Origin of the sequence: Martinezella tropici, from assembly GCF_008370325.1 — a bacterium.
GTDB classification, from domain to species: domain Bacteria; phylum Pseudomonadota; class Alphaproteobacteria; order Rhizobiales; family Rhizobiaceae; genus Rhizobium; species Rhizobium tropici_B.
In genome coordinates, this window is record NZ_VNIP01000006.1 from 582,182 (window position 1) to 598,207 (window position 16,026).

15 protein-coding genes are annotated in these 16,026 nt (G+C 60.2%); 5 read left to right on the forward strand and 10 right to left on the reverse strand.

The genetic code is table 11. The annotated features are described in order from the left end of the window. Window positions 1–89 precede the first annotated feature (89 nt). The gene (gene map / locus FP026_RS11230; RefSeq protein WP_149634693.1) at window positions 90–842 is read left to right on the forward strand and encodes a type I methionyl aminopeptidase; all 753 of its coding nucleotides are present in this window, start codon (window positions 90–92) and stop codon (window positions 840–842) included. Between the two features lie 114 nt (window positions 843–956). Here the strand turns inward: map and FP026_RS11235 are convergent, their stop codons facing one another. Further along, window positions 957–1,541: a PadR family transcriptional regulator gene (locus tag FP026_RS11235; RefSeq protein ID WP_149634694.1), complete on the reverse strand. Its 585-nt coding sequence runs from the start codon at window positions 1,539–1,541 to the stop codon at window positions 957–959. A gap of 425 nt (window positions 1,542–1,966) precedes the next feature. Between FP026_RS11235 and sbmA the strand changes: the two genes are divergently transcribed. Beyond that, entirely contained in the window at window positions 1,967–3,232 is a 1,266-nt protein-coding gene (sbmA, locus tag FP026_RS11240) for a peptide antibiotic transporter SbmA (RefSeq protein ID WP_149634695.1), read from the forward strand. A 229-nt stretch (window positions 3,233–3,461) separates the two neighbouring features. Here sbmA and FP026_RS11245 read toward each other — a convergent pair whose 3' ends face one another. Further along, window positions 3,462–4,442, reverse strand: coding sequence for a polysaccharide deacetylase (locus FP026_RS11245; protein WP_432444107.1), 981 nt, complete (start codon window positions 4,440–4,442; stop codon window positions 3,462–3,464). 178 nt (window positions 4,443–4,620) lie between these two features. Here FP026_RS11245 and FP026_RS11250 point away from each other — a divergent pair, with 178 nt between their 5' ends. The 3 genes from FP026_RS11250 (at window position 4,621) to der (ending at window position 7,541) form a co-directional block, all read left to right on the forward strand. Next, window positions 4,621–5,202 carry an NnrU family protein gene (locus FP026_RS11250; RefSeq protein WP_149634697.1) on the forward strand — a complete coding sequence of 194 codons (582 nt, stop codon included), beginning with the start codon at window positions 4,621–4,623 and terminating at the stop codon, window positions 5,200–5,202. 216 nt (window positions 5,203–5,418) lie between these two features. Next, window positions 5,419–6,102: a tetratricopeptide repeat protein gene (locus tag FP026_RS11255; RefSeq protein WP_149634698.1), complete on the forward strand. Its 684-nt coding sequence runs from the start codon at window positions 5,419–5,421 to the stop codon at window positions 6,100–6,102. An 11-nt stretch (window positions 6,103–6,113) separates the two neighbouring features. After that, a complete protein-coding gene (der, locus tag FP026_RS11260) occupies window positions 6,114–7,541 on the forward strand; it encodes a ribosome biogenesis GTPase Der (protein ID WP_149634699.1) in 1,428 nt (475 codons plus the stop codon). A gap of 39 nt (window positions 7,542–7,580) precedes the next feature. Here der and FP026_RS11265 read toward each other — a convergent pair whose 3' ends face one another. From FP026_RS11265 to FP026_RS11300, 8 genes are all read right to left on the reverse strand, one after another. Next, window positions 7,581–8,021 carry a MarR family winged helix-turn-helix transcriptional regulator gene (locus FP026_RS11265; protein WP_149634700.1) on the reverse strand — a complete coding sequence of 147 codons (441 nt, stop codon included), beginning with the start codon at window positions 8,019–8,021 and terminating at the stop codon, window positions 7,581–7,583. A gap of 268 nt (window positions 8,022–8,289) precedes the next feature. Then, complete coding sequence (locus FP026_RS11270; RefSeq protein ID WP_149634701.1) at window positions 8,290–9,390, reverse strand: glycosyltransferase family 4 protein; 1,101 nt, start codon at window positions 9,388–9,390, stop codon at window positions 8,290–8,292. 123 nt (window positions 9,391–9,513) lie between these two features. Beyond that, window positions 9,514–10,431, reverse strand: coding sequence for a sugar kinase (locus tag FP026_RS11275; RefSeq protein ID WP_149634702.1), 918 nt, complete (start codon window positions 10,429–10,431; stop codon window positions 9,514–9,516). Between the two features lie 98 nt (window positions 10,432–10,529). Next, window positions 10,530–11,516 (reverse strand): ABC transporter ATP-binding protein, encoded by a 987-nt coding sequence (locus tag FP026_RS11280; protein ID WP_149634703.1) that lies wholly within the window; start codon window positions 11,514–11,516, stop codon window positions 10,530–10,532. Further along, complete coding sequence (locus tag FP026_RS11285; RefSeq protein ID WP_149634704.1) at window positions 11,509–12,504, reverse strand: ABC transporter ATP-binding protein; 996 nt, start codon at window positions 12,502–12,504, stop codon at window positions 11,509–11,511. Before FP026_RS11285 ends, FP026_RS11280 begins: the two co-directional genes overlap by 8 nt. A 1-nt stretch (window position 12,505) precedes the next feature. Next, entirely contained in the window at window positions 12,506–13,423 is a 918-nt protein-coding gene (locus FP026_RS11290; RefSeq protein WP_149634705.1) for an ABC transporter permease, read from the reverse strand. Next, window positions 13,420–14,343, reverse strand: coding sequence for an ABC transporter permease subunit (locus FP026_RS11295; protein WP_149634706.1), 924 nt, complete (start codon window positions 14,341–14,343; stop codon window positions 13,420–13,422). The genes FP026_RS11290 and FP026_RS11295 overlap by 4 nt, the downstream gene beginning before the upstream one ends. A 51-nt stretch (window positions 14,344–14,394) precedes the next feature. Then, window positions 14,395–15,975, reverse strand: a complete 1,581-nt coding sequence (locus FP026_RS11300; RefSeq protein ID WP_149634707.1) for a peptide ABC transporter substrate-binding protein — start codon at window positions 15,973–15,975, stop codon at window positions 14,395–14,397. Window positions 15,976–16,026 lie beyond the last annotated feature (51 nt).

Below are 16,026 nucleotides of genomic sequence, written 5' to 3' on the forward strand. Positions count from 1 at the left end.
ATATTGACTGCGCGAAGCGAAGGGGCGAAAGCGACCTTGAGCCTCTCGCCGAACCGTTGCGCAGAGCGCGGGAGTGCCGGAAGCTGTAAATGATCGTCTCGACCGAAGAAGAACTGACCAAGCTGAAAGATATCGGTCGCATCTGCGCCAATGCATTGCAGGCCATGGCGACTGCGCTCGAGCCGGGCATCACCACGCTGGAGCTGGATGCGATCGGCCGCAAGGTGCTGGAGGATGCCGGCGCGCAATCGGCGCCGGAGCTGGTCTACAAGTTTCCCGGTGCGACCTGCATCAGCGTCAACGAGGAAGTGGCCCACGGCATCCCCGGTGCACGCGTGATCCAGGCGGGCGATCTGGTCAATCTCGATGTTTCGGCCGAGAAAGACGGCTTCTTTTCCGATACCGGCGCATCCTTTGCCGTGCCGCCGGTCAAGCCTAAGATCGAGCGCCTCTGCCGCGACGGCAAGCGAGCGCTCTGGGTCGGTCTCAATCAGGTGCGCAGTGGCGCGCCGCTTTCAAAGATCGGGCAGGCCGTCGGCGCCTTTGCGCAGAAGAACCGCTACACGCTGATCGCCAATCTCGCCAGCCACGGCATCGGACGCTCTTTGCATGAAGAGCCCGCCGAGGTTTCCACCTGGGCGGACCCTGATGAGACCCGGATCATAGAGGATGGCCTGGTCTTCACCGTCGAGCCGTTTCTCTCGCTCGGCGCGAGCTGGGCGGAGGGGGGCGACGATGCATGGACGCTCTATGCCGAACCGCAGGCGCCAACGGTCCAGTACGAACACACGATCATCGCCACCCGCAATGGGCCGATCATCCTGACATTGCCGGACAAGTGACGTCCTGAAGCGCGTCGCGAATCTTTCAGATTCGCTTGTCGCGCTTGAGGTCTTTGATTTTGCGCATGCCTTTGTCGCAACACCGCTGCGCACTTTTGCGCGGCATGCTGCAGCTCAATCGCCGGACTTCGGCTCTTCCTGGGCTTTCGTTTCGCCGCGGATGATATCGGCGGCGGCCCGCTCGAGGATTGCCGCGATGCGTGCGCCTTCGGCCTTGCTCCACGGGAATTTCGAGCGAAGCGCGGAGCGCAGCAGGTGGCGGGCGCGATGCACATCGCCAGCGCCATGGCGATCGAACGGGTTGTCGCGCTCGTCCTCATCTTCGCCACCGAAAACCTGCCGGACGCGCGCCATCTTCTCGCCGATGGAGGTGAGCTTGGCGAGCGTGACCTCGACCAGATCACGGTTGTCGTCGACACGCTTCTGGCCGCTTTCAGTGATGCGGTAGAGTTTCTTCGTGCCGCTCACCTCGACTTCGGCCTGTCCCGTCTCTTCAAGATAGGTGAGTGCTGGGTAGATGACGCCCGGGCTCGGCACATAGAAGCCGCCGGAGCGCTCCTCAAAAGTCTTGATCAGTTCATAGCCGTGGCGCGGCTGCTCGGAAAGCAGGGCGAGGATGATGAGCTGCAGATCGGCCGCATCGAACTTGCGTCCGGTACGGAATCCGCCGCCGAACATGCCGCCCTTGAAGCCTCTCATGAAGTCTCTCCTGTGCTCGCCGTGCGATTCACGGCCTCGGCCATGTCGTAGGATATATGCCTCGACGATGTCAAAGCCATCTCCGAACATGCGATCTCTGAAACCTCTCATATCGTTTCTCCTTGTTGGGTGTGAGGGTTTATATCGTTCGTCATGTCGTAAGATATATATCGTAAGATAGCTTTGCGCAAGGGGGAGCGGATTTCCCAATGGATAGTTCGAAAGGGAGTACGCCCATATGGGAAAGGAATTCATCCAATGGGTGAAAATTCGCAGCTGAACAACTGCATCACGATCGTGGGATAAGCGATTACATCTACGTAAGAATAGGCATCCGGCGGTTGCCGCTCCAGGCGAACTGTCCTAGGCTCGCCTCAAATTGACGTCATTTGTGGTCGTTCGAACCAACAGGAAGCCTAACCGTCGTGTTTCATTCTTTCTTCCCGAATCCGAGATTGTTTTTTTCCTCATCGGTCATCTGGGCGCTCGTCTGCGTTTTCGTTTGGTACCTTCTCGGCACGCATGTGGTCGCCTCGATGGGGTATCCGCCGTTGCCCGAGGATCAGCAGCCCGTAGGGGCGGCGTTCTTTGTTGCTCCCACTAATTTCTTGTTTTACCTCTATTTTATTCTCTGCGCCGCGATCTTTTGCGGGTTTTGGCATGTGGTTTCGAAGAGCAACCCCTGGATCGCATGGTCCGTGTGGGGCTCAGCTTTCATCGTCTTCATCACCTATTTCGGTGTTCAGATCGACGTAGCGGTAAACGTGTGGCGCCGGCCTTTCTTTGACCTCCTGCAAAATGCGCTCGGCGGAAAGCCCGGTGTTACGGATGGGGATTTCTACGGATTGCTGTGGGCGTTCACGCAGCTTGGTCTGGTGGGCGTTGCGGTCAGCGTCATTTCATCGTTTTTCCTAAGCCACTATCTCTTCCGCTGGCGTTGGGCGATGAACAATTTCTACATGTCGAAATGGGAGAAGCTTCGGCACATCGAAGGCGCATCGCAGCGTGTTCAGGAAGACACGATGCGCTTTGCAACGAACCTCGAAGGGCTCGGCGTCAGCCTTATCGGCTCCGTCATGACGCTTATCGTCTTCCTGCCGATCTTGCTGGAACTGTCGAAATACGTGACTGACCTGCCGATTATCGGCGTAATTCCGTATTCGCTCGTCTGGTTGGCGCTGATTTGGTCGGTATTCGGTACCTTCCTGCTTGCACTCTTCGGGATCAAGCTGCCGGGGCTGAACTTCCGCAATCAGCGCGTAGAGGCGGCCTACCGAAAGGAGCTTGTTTACGGCGAGGACCGTGAAGACCGCGCGCAGCCGCCTACCGTGAAGGAACTCTTCTCGAACGTTCGACGCAACTATTTCCGCATGTACTTCCACTACGCCTATTTTAACGTCGCTCGTTATTCCTACGGTCAGCTCGATGCGATCTTCCTCTATTTCGTACTGGTGCCGACTTTCGTCGCGCATAAGATCACGCTCGGCATCTGGCAGCAGATCGCCACGGCCTTTGGCCAGGTCAGCAATTCCTTCCAGTATCTCGTCAGCTCCTGGACGACGATCATCGAGCTGCTGTCGATCCATAAGCGTCTGAAAGCCTTCGAAGCTGCCATTGACGACGAGCCGTTACCGGAGATCGATCAGACCTATCTCGAGCGCGAAGCGGGTGTCATCCACGCGGACGGTTGATGGCAAAAGGTTCTGACCTTTTCATTGGTCAGAAGATCCGGGCCATCCTCGCCTTTCGACAAGCTCAGGGTGAGAATGGAGTGGATCCCGCAACAAATCCAAAGAGTTGAGCCGCTGGAGGTGAGGCCCTCATGGTGAGGAGGCCCGAAGGGCCGTCTCGAACCACGAGGGCGTTCGTCGCTGCAATCGACCCACTGGGTCGATTGCTCGGGTTTTGCCCGACCGCTCCTCACCCTTGCTGGGACTTGCCTCTGGCGGCGATCAGCGGGATGGCTTCGGAATAGCTGACGCAGGCGACGTCCTGCTTGTGGCAGACGTCGCTGACGAAGCGGTCGAGCGCCCGCCAATAGGCGCCGTCGTTCATCTCAACGAAATGGAAGCCGAGCTGCAGCGGAATGCGTTCGCCGTCATATTGCTTGTTGAAGGCGGCTTCGAAGGCGTCGAAGGTGCGGTCCTCGTAGGTCTTGGCATTCGCCTTGTCCTCGGCGCCTTTCGAGTGGCGGACATAGAGATTGTAGTCCATGCCAATGACCGGACGGTGTTCCGGACCCTCGGGGATCAAGGGCAGGCCGAAGCGGTAGATGCCGTCGACCACCTGCGGCAGGGCGGGGCCCTTGGTGACGAGGCTTGCATCATACTGGAAGCCCACCTCCTTCTCCGCCGGCACAAGGCCGTCGCTGGTGGAAAGATAGGGCGCGCGGAATCCTCTAACGTCGTTCGTGGCGAAATCTTCCCAGCCCTGCGGTTCCTTGTCGGCAAGGCCGACATTCTTCCAGGCGTCGCGAAGGGCGATGCGGGCATCCATGAATTCTTGGCTCCAGTCGGCAGCACTCCAGCCCTTGCCGTCGAAATGGCCGCAGGCATGGCTGGAAATATCGTGGCCCTCCAGATGGGCGCCCCAGATGTTGGCAATACGGGTGCGCACATCGTCCTCGCTCTTGGCGAAGCCGACATTCGATTTGCCTGGACGCTGTTTCGGCCCCTGATAGGCCTTGGCCTGCGCCTTGTTCATCAGGAAAGTGCAGGAAAGAAAGTAGGTGAAGTGCGCGCCGTTGCGCGAAGCGATCTCCCGGCTCCTGGTCCAGAGCGCATTGTCATGAGCCCCGTCGAAGGAAATCATGACGAGCTGCTTGGGCTTGCCGTCCGCATGCGCCGCGGCGGGAAGAACAAGAGAAAACGCGACGGAGAAACAGGTAGCTAAGCGAAGCATGGGCACCGAATATTGATTTGATCGAGCACGGTTTTGCGAAGGTCGACTTGCGATATCGATGGCGTGCTCCAGATGGCCTCCTTCCTTTCGCGTAAATGCGGCGAAGCTGCGGTGATGCTGGCATTTTTTTGCCACAGCCGATAAGGATGTCATTACAAGACCGTAGGGGGCTTCATTCATGGCATTGCTTATTCTTGGCATTGTTCTTTTTCTCGGCATCCATCTGGTCCGCGTCGTCGCTCCAGGCTTGCGCAGCTCGATGATCGCAAGCCTCGGCGAATCCGGCTGGAAGATCGCCTATTCGATCGCAAGCATCGTAACCCTGATCATCCTCATTTATGGCTTCGGCCAGGCGCGCGACATGACACCGATCTGGTCGCCGCCTTTCTGGATGAGCCATATCACCATCCTGCTGATGCTGTTCGCGATGATCTGTCTTGTCGCCTCGCTGCTGCCGGCGGGGCATATCGCAGTCAGGACGAAGCATCCGATGGTGCTGTCCATGAAGATCTGGGCCTTGGCGCACCTGCTCTCCAATGGTGATGGTGCGGCGATGCTGCTCTTCGCCGCTTTCCTCGCCTGGGGCGTGATCCTTCGCATTTCGCTGAAGCGACGCGAGCGCGCCGGCGAGATCACCCTGCGTCCGTTCGTCTCGGCGAAATACGATCTCTATGCAATCGTCATCGGCGCCATCGTCTGGGCTTTGATCGTTTGGAAGCTTCATGCGTGGATTATCGGGGTTTCGCCGCTCGTTATGTGACGATTTCTGCCGTTCCCCCTTACATCAGCCGTAAAATGGAGTAGAAGGCCCCACTAATGGTAGAGCCGGCGACGATTTCAGGTCAGATCCACCCGAAATCAGAATCCGCTCTCGGAATTTAATAGATAGAGCATGATGTCGCGCGAAAACCGCTGATACTTTTTGACATCATGCTCTAAGCTTGTTGGAATTATTTGGCCCGGGCCGGAGACGAGAATGGCATTCAATGACGATAGCTTCATCCGCGAGGTGAACGAGGAACTGCGTTCGGACCAGCTACGGTTCGTATGGCGCCGTTTTGGCAGGCTGATCATCGGCGGAGCCGTACTCGTCGTTCTTGGCACCGCGGCCTATAGCGGCTATCGCTACTGGGCAGGCAACCAGGCCGGCAGCGGCGGCGACCAGTTTATCGCGGCCCTGACGCTGGCCGACCAGAACAAGACGGACGAAGCGCTCGCCGCGCTGGCCGCGATCGAAAAGAACGGCCCCGGTTCCTATCCGGTCCTGGCGCGCTTGCGCGCCGCGACGCTGCAGGTGCAGAAGGGCGATAAGGCGGCTGCTATCGCCGCTTTCTCCGCGATCGGCAAGCAGACGGATGTCCCCGTCGTTGTCCGCGATGCGGCTCGCCTGCGTGCTGCCTATCTTCTTGTCGATACCGGCACTTACGATCAGGTTGCCGCCGAGGCGCAGGAACTGGCTGTGCCGGCCGACGCCTTCCGTCATTCGGCGCGCGACGTTCTTGGCCTTGCCGCCTACAAGGCCGGCGATTTCGCCAAGGCCCGGCAATGGTTCCAGGCGATCGTCGACGATCCGCAGAGCCCGCGCAACGTTGCCAACCGTGCCCAGATGCTGCTCGATCTCATCACGGCATCCGGCAAGGCGCCGGTCGCAAAAGGCTGAAGGATCGCTAAATGAGCTTCACGGTCGCGATCGTCGGTCGCCCGAATGTCGGCAAGTCCACGCTGTTCAACCGTCTGGTTGGCAAGAAGCTGGCGCTCGTCGACGATACGCCTGGCGTCACGCGTGACCGCCGCCCCGGTGACGCCAGACTGATCGATCTGCGCTTCCGCATCGTGGATACCGCCGGTCTTGAAGAGGCACAGGATGAATCACTTCAGGGTCGCATGCGCGCGCAGACGGAAGCTGCGATCGACGAGGCGGATCTGACGCTATTCGTCGTCGACGCCAAGATGGGCCTGACCCATGTCGACAAGACGCTCGCCGAAATGCTGCGCAAGCGCGGCCGGCCTGTCGTGCTTGTCGCCAACAAATCCGAGGCGCGGGGCTCCGATAGCGGCTTCTATGACGCCTATACGCTCGGCCTTGGCGAGCCTTGCCCGATCTCGGCCGAGCATGGGCAGGGCATGATGGATCTGCGCGACGCGATCGTCGAGGCGATCGGGCCTGAGCGCGCCTTCCCTGAAGAGGAAGACGAAGCGGAGACGAATGTCAGCATTCCGCGTCCTGCCGTCGGCGAAGATGGCGAGGAGATTGACGAAGAGCCTGTCTATGACGAGACGCGCCCGCTGCGCGTTGCGATCGTCGGCCGTCCGAATGCCGGCAAGTCGACGCTCATCAATCGCTTCCTTGGCGAAGACAGGCTGTTGACCGGTCCCGAGGCTGGGATTACCCGCGATTCCATCTCCGTCGACTGGAGCTGGCGCGGTCGCACCATAAAAATGTTCGACACGGCTGGCATGCGCCGCAAGGCGAAGGTGATTGAGAAGCTGGAGAAGCTCTCGGTTGCCGATGCACTGCGCGCCATTCGTTTTGCCGAAACCGTCGTCATCGTTTTCGATGCGACCATTCCCTTCGAGAAGCAGGACCTCCAGATCGTCGATCTCGTCGTCCGCGAAGGCCGCGCCGCCGTGCTCGCCTTCAACAAGTGGGACATGATCGAGGATCGCCAGGCCGTGCTCGCCGATCTGCGCGAAAAGACCGACCGGCTGTTGCCGCAGGCGCGCGGCATTCGCGCCATACCGATTGCCGGCCAGACGGGCGAGGGATTGGACCGCCTGATGCAGGCGATCGTCGATACCGACAAGGTCTGGAACAAGCGCGTCTCGACCGCCCGGCTCAACCGCTGGCTCGAGACGCAGCAGGTTCAGCATCCGCCACCGGCCGTTTCCGGCCGCCGCATCAAGCTGAAGTACATGACGCAGGTGAAGGCGCGACCTCCAGCCTTCATGATCTCCTGCACGCGCTCGGATGCTCTGCCGGAATCCTATGTCCGCTATCTGATCAACGGCCTGCGTGCAGATTTCGCCATGCCCGGCGTGCCGATCCGCATCCATTTCCGTACGTCGGAAAATCCTTACGAAAACAAGAAGAAGCGGTAGTTCGCTTCAAGCGCGCGATCGGAGATGGCGCGTTTCAATTCAGGCTGCGTTCCTGCTGAGCGCCTCGCGCAGCATCGTGATTTCCGCCTTCAGACGTGTCAGTTCGTCGGGCGTTTGCTCTGTAGCATCCAGAATGCACGGGGGAACGGTCGCCGCCTTCTTTTTCAGCGCTTTGCCTTCGCCGGTGAGGTGGATCAGCACTTGGCGCTCATCTTCCTTGCTGCGGATGCGATGAATGAAGCCGGCGGCTTCCAGGCGCTTCAAAAGCGGCGTTAGCGTGCTCGATTCCAGGAACAGCTTTTCACCGATGCCACCGACGGTCTGGCCATCTTCTTCCCATAACGTCACCATGACGAGATACTGCGGATAGGTGAGGTTGAGCGCATCAAGCATGGGCTTGTATAGCCGATTCATAGCGTGGTTCGCCGAATAGAGCGCGAAGCAAATGAAGTTATCCAGCTTTAACAGGTCGTCGGTCATCTCAAGTCCTCCCTGAGAAGTCTTATGTAGATCGTGCGATAAATAATTGTACAGCCAAAAAGGCGCCGGGGCTATGGATTTCTTCGGGGTTTGAAAAGCCGGCTTCGGATGGCGGCGCGTTTCCAGCCCGGCGGCGACATCCACCCCTGTGGCAGGTGCAATAAGACCCACCGGCCAGACGGTCAGGCTGCGATCACGTTTGGGCGCTCTCAGTTATCTGGCGCAGGGTGACGACGAATTCAATATCGGATTCAAGCGCAACAAGGCCTTAGTGCTTGTGAGCCCGGCCTCGATGGTTGGCGATCCGGACGTTGCCGATGAACTGCATGGTCGCGGCTTCCCAGGAATAACTGAGCGCCAGGGAACGGGCCGCCTCGCGCGAGCAGGAGAGGGCGGCAAGGCAGGCCGTCGCCAGATCGGCATCCACGACGCCGGCTGCCCTGTCGCCGGCGAGAATATCCGCAGGCCCGGTGACGGGATAGGCGGCGACCGGGACGCCGCTCGCCAGCGCTTCCAGAATGGCATTGCCGAACGTGTCGGTCTTGGACGGGAAGACGAAGACGTCAGCCTGGGAATAGGCATGCGCCAGCTCCTCGCCGAACTTCGCTCCCAGAAAATGCACATCGGGATAGAGCTTCTGCAGTTCCGAGCGTGCAGGCCCATCGCCAACGACTACTTTGGATCCCGGCAGGTCGAGATCGAGGAAGGCGGGGAGGTTCTTCTCCAGCGCCACGCGACCGACGGTCATGAAGATCGGGCGGGGCAGGCCGAAGGGATTGTCTTCCTGGGGCTGCGGCCGAAACAGCGAGGAGTCGATGCCACGGCTCCACGGCAGCAGATTGTGGATGCCACGCTGCCTGAGCTCGTTTGCAAGACTTGGTGTCGCCACCATGCAGCCGTAGCCGGCATTGTGAAACCATTTGACGAAGGCATAGAGCCAGTTTTGCGGTATCGGCAGGCGGGCGGACACATATTCGGGAAAGCGGGTATGATAGCTCGTGGAAAAGGGCATGCCGTTTCGTAGGCACCAGCGCCGCGCCGTGAGCCCGAGCGGGCCTTCCGTGGCAATGTGCACGTAGGTCGGCCGCATCGCCTCTATTCTCGAGGCGACCTTGCGATAGCTGGCGATCGAGAGCCGGATTTCGGGGTAAGTGGGGCAGGGGATATTGCGAAAACCGTCCGGCGTAATCATGGAGACTTCGATCCCCATGCGGGTCAGTTCGCGATTGGTGTTCTCGATCGAACGGACGACGCCGTTGACCTGCGGATGCCAGGCATCGCTGACGATGAGCAGCCGTTCAGGTACTGCGACAGGTGTCGCCGCCTGGTTCCAGGTGGTTTGATCGATGTCCGACAAGCGTTGCAACATGCCCAAAACAGTCCATCCGCACCACATCCTCATGATGACGGTGCCAGCGATTGCGGTGTTTCAAACATGATTCCCGCGCCCACCTTATTGTGGAGGGTGTCCATGATGGAAATATTACAGTGTCTATTTGGCGACTTTCAGCTTCTGGGGAGAAACGAGCGCGCCGTATTCCCGAATGACCTTCGCCGCGATTTCGGCGGCGAAGCCGGCTGCGGCAACCGCGTCCTGACGCTGCAGATAATGCGCCAGAAATGCGCCGTTGAAACTATCGCCGGCACTGGTGGTGTCGACGACCTTGGCGACCTTGACCGCGGGAACGAGCGTCTCGTCGGTGTCATCGCCGATGGTCGCACCTTCCGCACCATTCTTGACGACGACCATATTGGCGCCATGCTGCCGGTAGCGGCGAATGGTCGTGGCAATGGAATCGTCGCCGAAATGCACGGCCTCGTCGTCAAAGCTCGGCATGACCAGTGTTGCGGCGCGTGCGCCTTCCGCGATCATGGTGTGCATGGCGTCCAAGCTCGACCACAGGCGCGGACGCAGGTTCGGGTCGAAGGCGACGAGCTTGCCGGCCGCCTTGGCGCGACGCAGTTCCGCCAGCAAAGTGAAGGCATCTTCGCGCGACAGGATCGCCAGCGTGATGCCGGAAAAATAGAGGACGTCGGATGCCTCGATTGCGATGCGCAAGGCGTCGCCGTCGGCGGCAAGCTGGCGGGCGGCGGAGCTGTCGCGCCAATAGCTGAAAGAGCGTTCGCCGTCCTTCAGATTGATCATGTAGAGGCCCGGTGTCTTGCCGCGAAGGCGGCGGATACTTGCCGTGCCGATGCCGGCGCCGGCCATGAAGGCGATCATTTCGTCTGACATGGCGTCGTCGCCGAGCGCGGTAAAATAGTCGATCGACCAGTCTTTCGGCAGACAGGCGCGGGCATACCAGGCAGTGTTGAAGGTATCACCGGCAAAGCCCTTGCGCAGGTGTCCGTCATCGGCCTGTGACAGTTCCACCATGCATTCGCCGATCGATAGAAAACGTCCGCCCAAGACTTCCTCCTGCATTTGTCCTGGTGCTGCATACGCGCAAGCAGCGGTCGGAGCAAGGCGGACGGCGGCAGCCGCCGTCCACTTTTGCTGGATCTGCTTTACGGCCGATCCATGTGATAGCAGGCAGCCGTCTGGCCAGGGCGCACATGCTCGGTCGGCGGCATCTTCGTGCGGCAGACATCCGTCGCCTTCCAGCAGCGGGGCGAGAAGACGCAGCCTGGCGGTGGATTGAGCGGCGAGGGCGGGTCTCCCTGCAGGCGGATGCGCTCGCGGCCGCGCGCCAGCTTCGGGTCGGGGATGGGGGCGGCGGAGAACAATGCCTGCGTATAGGGATGAGCCGGATGGTCGAAGACCGTCGCGGCTTCGCCTGCTTCCACTACCTTGCCGAGATAGAGCACCAGCACATCGTCCGAGATCAGCCGCACGACGGAAAGATCGTGGCTGATGAAGATCAAGGTGAGGCCAAACTCCTTGCGCAGGCGGCGTAGCAGCGTGATGACCTGTCCCTGGATCGAGACATCGAGCGCCGAGACCGGTTCGTCGCAGATGATGAGCTTCGGCCGGGTGATGACGGCACGGGCGATACCGATGCGCTGCGCCTGTCCGCCTGAGAACTCATGCGGATAGCGGTTGATCATCTCGGGAACGAGACCGACGGCGGCCATGATCTCGCGAACACGCTCCTGCCGCTGCGCGCGAGTCAGTTTCGGTTCGAAGACGGTCAGCGGCTCGGCAATGATGTCGCCGACGGTCATGCGTGGATCGAGCGAGGCAATCGGGTCCTGGAAGATGATCTGCATGTCGCGGCGCGCGGCACGCATCTCCTCCTCGGTGAGATCGAGCAGATTGCCGCCCTGCCAGAGAATGCGGCCTTTCTGCGCCCTGATCAGCCGCAGGATGGAGCGGCCGAGCGTTGACTTGCCGCAGCCGGACTCGCCGACAATGCCGAGCGTGCGGCCGGTCTTCAGCTCGAAGCTGACGTCGTTGACCGCCGTCAGCACCAATGGCGGCTTGAAGAAGGATTTCGACGGCAGTTCGAATTCGGTGGTCAGATGTTCGACCTTCAGAAGGGTTTGTTCAGCCATGGACGCGGCTCCGTTCCTGGTCAGCCGAAAGGGGATGGAAGCAGGCGGCGCAGCGACGCGGCGCGAGCGGATCGAGCGGCGGCGCGGCGTCCAGGCAGTCGTCCTGGACATGCGCGCAGCGCGGCGAGAAGGAGCAGCCGCGCGGCAGGTGCATCAGGTTCGGCGGGCGCCCGGGGATGACGGTTAGATCGTCGACATCCTGGTCGGGCCGTGGGATCGCGGCGTGGAGCGCTGCCGTATAGGGATGGGCCGGGCTCTCGAACAGCTCCTCGACCGGCGCCTCCTCGACGATGCGGCCGGCATACATGACGGCGACGCGATCGGCGAGGCCGGCAACGACGCCGAGGTCATGGGTGATCATGACGAGCGCCGTGTGCATTTCCGCCGTCAACTCGTTGAAGAGATCAAGGATCTGCGCCTGGATCGTCACGTCGAGGGCCGTCGTCGGCTCGTCGGCGATGAGAAGCTTCGGCTTGGTGAGCAGCGCCATGGCGATGACGATGCGCTGGCGCATGCCGCCCGAAAGCTCATGCGGATACAAGTTGAAGCGGCGCGTCGGGTCAGGAATGCCGACGCGTTTCAACATATCGAGCGCCGCGGCCGAAGCCGCGCGCGCCGAAAGCCCTCCATGGACCTCGAGCTGCTCCGTCAGCTGCCGCGATATGCGCAGCGACGGATTGAGCGCTGTCATCGGGTCCTGGAAGACCATGGCCATGTCCTTGCCGCGCACATGGTCGAGTTCGCGCGGTTTCAGCGTCAGCAGGTCCTTGCCGTCGAGCAGCGCCTGGCCGCTGGTGCGGCCGTTCTTGGCGAGCAGGCCCATCAGGCCAAGGAAGGTCTGGCTCTTGCCGGAGCCGGATTCACCGACGATGGCAACGCGCTCGCCACGGCCGATCTTGAGGTTCATTTTCGAGACGGCCGCCACCTCGCCTTCCGGCGTGCGGAAGGTGATGGAGTAGTCTTTCAGTTCGAGAAGTGTTTCTGTCATGTCAGCGATCCTTCGGATCGAAAGCGTCGCGCAGGCCATCGCCGATGAAGAGCAGGCTCATCAGCAGCGCGACCAGGAAACCGGCCGGGAAAAACAGCAGCCAAGGCGTCGTCTCCATGCCGGCCGAACCTTCGGCAATCAGCGTGCCGAGAGATGTCAGCGGCTCCTGAACGCCGAAGCCGAGATAGGAGAGGAAGCTTTCCGTCGCGATGATTTCCGGGATGGTGAGCGTCGCATAGATGACCACCGGACCGACGAGATTCGGCACGATGTGCTTGAGGATGATCTTGAACGACCGCTGGCCGGAGGCCCGCGCCGCCTCGATGAATTCCCGTTGCTTGATCGACAAGGTCTGACCGCGCACGATACGGGCCATCGTCAGCCATTCGAGCGCGCCGATCGCCGCAAACAGCAGATAGACGTTACGGCCGAAGATCACCATCAGCAGGATGACGAAGAGGACGTAGGGCAGGGCGTACATGATATCGACGAAGCGCATCATGACCGCATCGACACGGCCGCCGAAATAGCCAGCGACGGCGCCATAGAGCACGCCGATGACAACCGAGACGAGGGTCGCGACAAGCGCGACGGTCAGCGAAACGCGGGTGCCGTAAAGCGTACGCGCCAGCAGGTCGCGGCCATTGCCATCGGTGCCGAAATAGTGGCCGGCGGCGAAGTCCGGAGGACCGCGGAAGGAGGTCCAGTCCGGATCCTCGTAGTTGAAGGGCAGGAAATACGGACCGAATATGGCGACCAGAACCAGCACTGAGAGTACGATCAGCGAAAGTGCCGCGGCCTTGTTGCGGAGCAGGCGACGCATCGCGTCACCTGTGAGGGAACGCCCCTTGGGTGCGAGCCCTTCTGCCGAAAGCAATTCCGCTTCCAGCAATTCTCTCTTGGCGGAATTGAGGATCATCGCATTCTCACTTTCGGGTCGAGCCAGGCATAGGCAATGTCGACCAGCAGGTTGAGGACCACGATCAGGACCATATAGAAAATGACCGTGCCGAGGACCATGCCGTAATCGCGGTTGAGCGCAGCGCCGACGAAGTAGCGGCCGACGCCGGGGAGGCCGAAAATGCTTTCGACAACCAGCGAACCGGTGAGGAGATAGCTGGCCGCCGGTCCGAGATAGGAGACGACGGGCATCATCGCCGGCTTCAACGCATGCCGCATCACGGTCAGCCGCGGGCCGATACCCTTGGCCTTGGCGGTGCGGATGAAGTTCTGGCCCATCACCTCGATCATGGAGCCGCGCATCAGGCGCGAGATGCGCGCCGCATGCGGCAGCGTCAGGACGATGATGGGCAGGATCAGGAACTTGAACGAGCCATCGCCCCAGCCGCCGACCGGCAGCCAGCCGAGCGTGTTGCCGAAGACGAGCTGAAGGATCGGGGCGATCAGGAAGCTAGGCATGACAAGGCCGATAAGGAGGCCGCCGCCCAGCCAGTAATCGGCCGCGCGATTCTGATAGAGCGCCCCAAGACAGCCTATGAAGATGCCGACGACAGTCGCAAGCACGAAGGCGGAGCCGCCGATCGTCAGCGTGTAAGGGAAGCCGGACATGATTTGTTGGGTGACGGTGAAATCCTGGTTGGCGAAGGAGGGGCCAAGGTCGCCCTTCATGACGTCGCCGACATAGATCAGGTATTGCTCAACCAGAGGCTTATCGAGGTTGTAGTGAGCCGCAAGGTTGGCTTTGACTTCCGGCGGCAATGGCCTTTCGCCATCGAAGGGGCCGCCGGGAGCGAGGCGCAGAATGAAAAAACACACTGTCACGGCAATCCACAGAACGGGAATTGTCGACAGCAAACGACGGAGAGCATAGCCAAACATGATTTTAGACGGCTCCCTCCCGGTTGTGTCCGGGAGGGAGCCTGTTCCCAATTATTCTTTGACCGACAGCCAGCGCGTGCGATGGATGTCCTGGATATTGTCGACGAAGCCCTGGACCTTCGGGGCGACGATGTTCTGGGAAACGTAGTAGTAGATCGGGATCGCGGCGCTGTCGTCGAGGGCCAGCTGTTCGGCCTTCTTGTAGATTTCGGCGCGCTTCTTCAGATCAATTTCTTCGTTGCCCTGCTTGATCAGAGCATCGTAGTCCTTGTTGCTCCAACGGCCGTAGTTCATTTCGACGCCGGTGGAGAGCAGGTTCAGGAAGTTGATCGGGTCATTGTAGTCGGCAAGCCAGCCGGCACGGCCGATCTGTACCTCGCCGCGCTGCATTTCATCGTAATGCACCTTGGTTTCGGTGTTGTAGAGCTCGATATCGACGCCAAGCGGCTTCCACATGGCGGCGATCGCGACGGCGATGCGCTTGTGGTTGTCATTGGTGTTGTAACGAAGCTGAGCCTTCAGCGGATGATCGGGGCCGAAGCCGGCTTCCTTCAAGAGCTTCTTGGCCTCTTCGACCTTCTGCTTGTAGGGCTCGTCCTTCCAGCTGACATAGGCCGGCTCGCCATAGTTGGCCGTGCCCGGCGGGACCCAGGAATACATCGGCAGTTCGCCGGTGCCGAGGATCTTCGGGCCGATGACCTCGCGGTTGACGGCCAGGGAGAGAGCCTGGCGGACGCGCTTGTCGTTGAAGGGCGGCTTGGTGGCATTCATGACGTAATAGTAGGTGCCAAGGAACGGCACGACATGCGCCTGGCCGGGAAGGTTCTTCTGGATCCACTCATACTGATCGGCGGGGAAAGAGGTCAGGATATCGAATTCGCCTGCACGGTAGCGCTTCAGGGCGGCGGCCTGGTCTTCCAGCGTGTAGTAGTTGACGTTGTCGATCTTGATGTCCTTGGCGCCGTAATACTGGTCACTCTTGACCATGCTGACATGCGAACCAGGCACCCATTCGGTCGGCTTGTACGGGCCGTTGGTGACGATATTGCCGATCTTGACCCATTGGTCGCCCTTGGCTTCCACGACATGCTTCGGCAGTGGATAGGCCGTGTAGTGCATCAGGGCGTTGAGGAAGTAAGGCGTCGGGTTTTCAAGCGTGATTTCCAGCGTCTTGTCGTCGATCGCCTTGACGCCCAGCTGGGTCGGATCCTTGATCTCGCCCTTGTTGATTTTTTCCGCGTTCCTGATCGTATATTGCAGATAGGCGTATTGCGCGGCGGTCTTCGGATCCATCAGGCGCTGGAAAGCAAAGACGAAGTCCTGAGCCGTCACCGGTTGGCCATCGGACCACTTGATGCCGTCGCGAAGCTTGAAGGTATAAACCTTCTGGTCGGGCGAAATGGTCCAGCTTGCAGCCTGGCCGGGAATTGGGTTGTCCTTGGGATCTTCGGTCACAAGCCCTTCGAAGATATCGCCGTCGATGCGGTTCTCCCAATCGCCGGAAATTTTTTGCGGATCGAGCGAAGTCGGGTCGCCACCATTGTGGATATTGAGGGTCGCGGCATGCGCGGAAACGCTCAATATCGTGCTGACAAAAGCCGCAGCGATAAATTTTCTGGTGATATGTGCCATGTGTTTTCCCACTTTCTGGAGTTCTTGTCCTTGTTTTACAAGGGTGTTTTT

What these genes read in the sequence shown, in the direction of transcription:
- FP026_RS11290 (WP_149634705.1), bottom strand. Translation starts at nt 13,423, where the DNA reads ATGATCCTCAATTCCGCCAAGAGAGAATTGCTGGAAGCGGAATTGCTT.
- FP026_RS11245 (WP_432444107.1), bottom strand. Translation starts at nt 4,442, where the DNA reads ATGCTTCGCTTAGCTACCTGTTTCTCCGTCGCGTTTTCTCTTGTTCTT.
- FP026_RS11270 (WP_149634701.1), bottom strand. Translation starts at nt 9,390, where the DNA reads ATGTTGCAACGCTTGTCGGACATCGATCAAACCACCTGGAACCAGGCG.
- FP026_RS11255 (WP_149634698.1), top strand. Translation starts at nt 5,419, where the DNA reads ATGGCATTCAATGACGATAGCTTCATCCGCGAGGTGAACGAGGAACTG.
- FP026_RS11250 (WP_149634697.1), top strand. Translation starts at nt 4,621, where the DNA reads ATGGCATTGCTTATTCTTGGCATTGTTCTTTTTCTCGGCATCCATCTG.
- FP026_RS11280 (WP_149634703.1), bottom strand. Translation starts at nt 11,516, where the DNA reads ATGGCTGAACAAACCCTTCTGAAGGTCGAACATCTGACCACCGAATTC.
- der (WP_149634699.1), top strand. Translation starts at nt 6,114, where the DNA reads ATGAGCTTCACGGTCGCGATCGTCGGTCGCCCGAATGTCGGCAAGTCC.
- FP026_RS11265 (WP_149634700.1), bottom strand. Translation starts at nt 8,021, where the DNA reads ATGACCGACGACCTGTTAAAGCTGGATAACTTCATTTGCTTCGCGCTC.
- FP026_RS11300 (WP_149634707.1), bottom strand. Translation starts at nt 15,975, where the DNA reads ATGGCACATATCACCAGAAAATTTATCGCTGCGGCTTTTGTCAGCACG.
- FP026_RS11235 (WP_149634694.1), bottom strand. Translation starts at nt 1,541, where the DNA reads ATGAGAGGCTTCAAGGGCGGCATGTTCGGCGGCGGATTCCGTACCGGA.
- FP026_RS11295 (WP_149634706.1), bottom strand. Translation starts at nt 14,343, where the DNA reads ATGTTTGGCTATGCTCTCCGTCGTTTGCTGTCGACAATTCCCGTTCTG.
- FP026_RS11285 (WP_149634704.1), bottom strand. Translation starts at nt 12,504, where the DNA reads ATGACAGAAACACTTCTCGAACTGAAAGACTACTCCATCACCTTCCGC.
- map (WP_149634693.1), top strand. Translation starts at nt 90, where the DNA reads ATGATCGTCTCGACCGAAGAAGAACTGACCAAGCTGAAAGATATCGGT.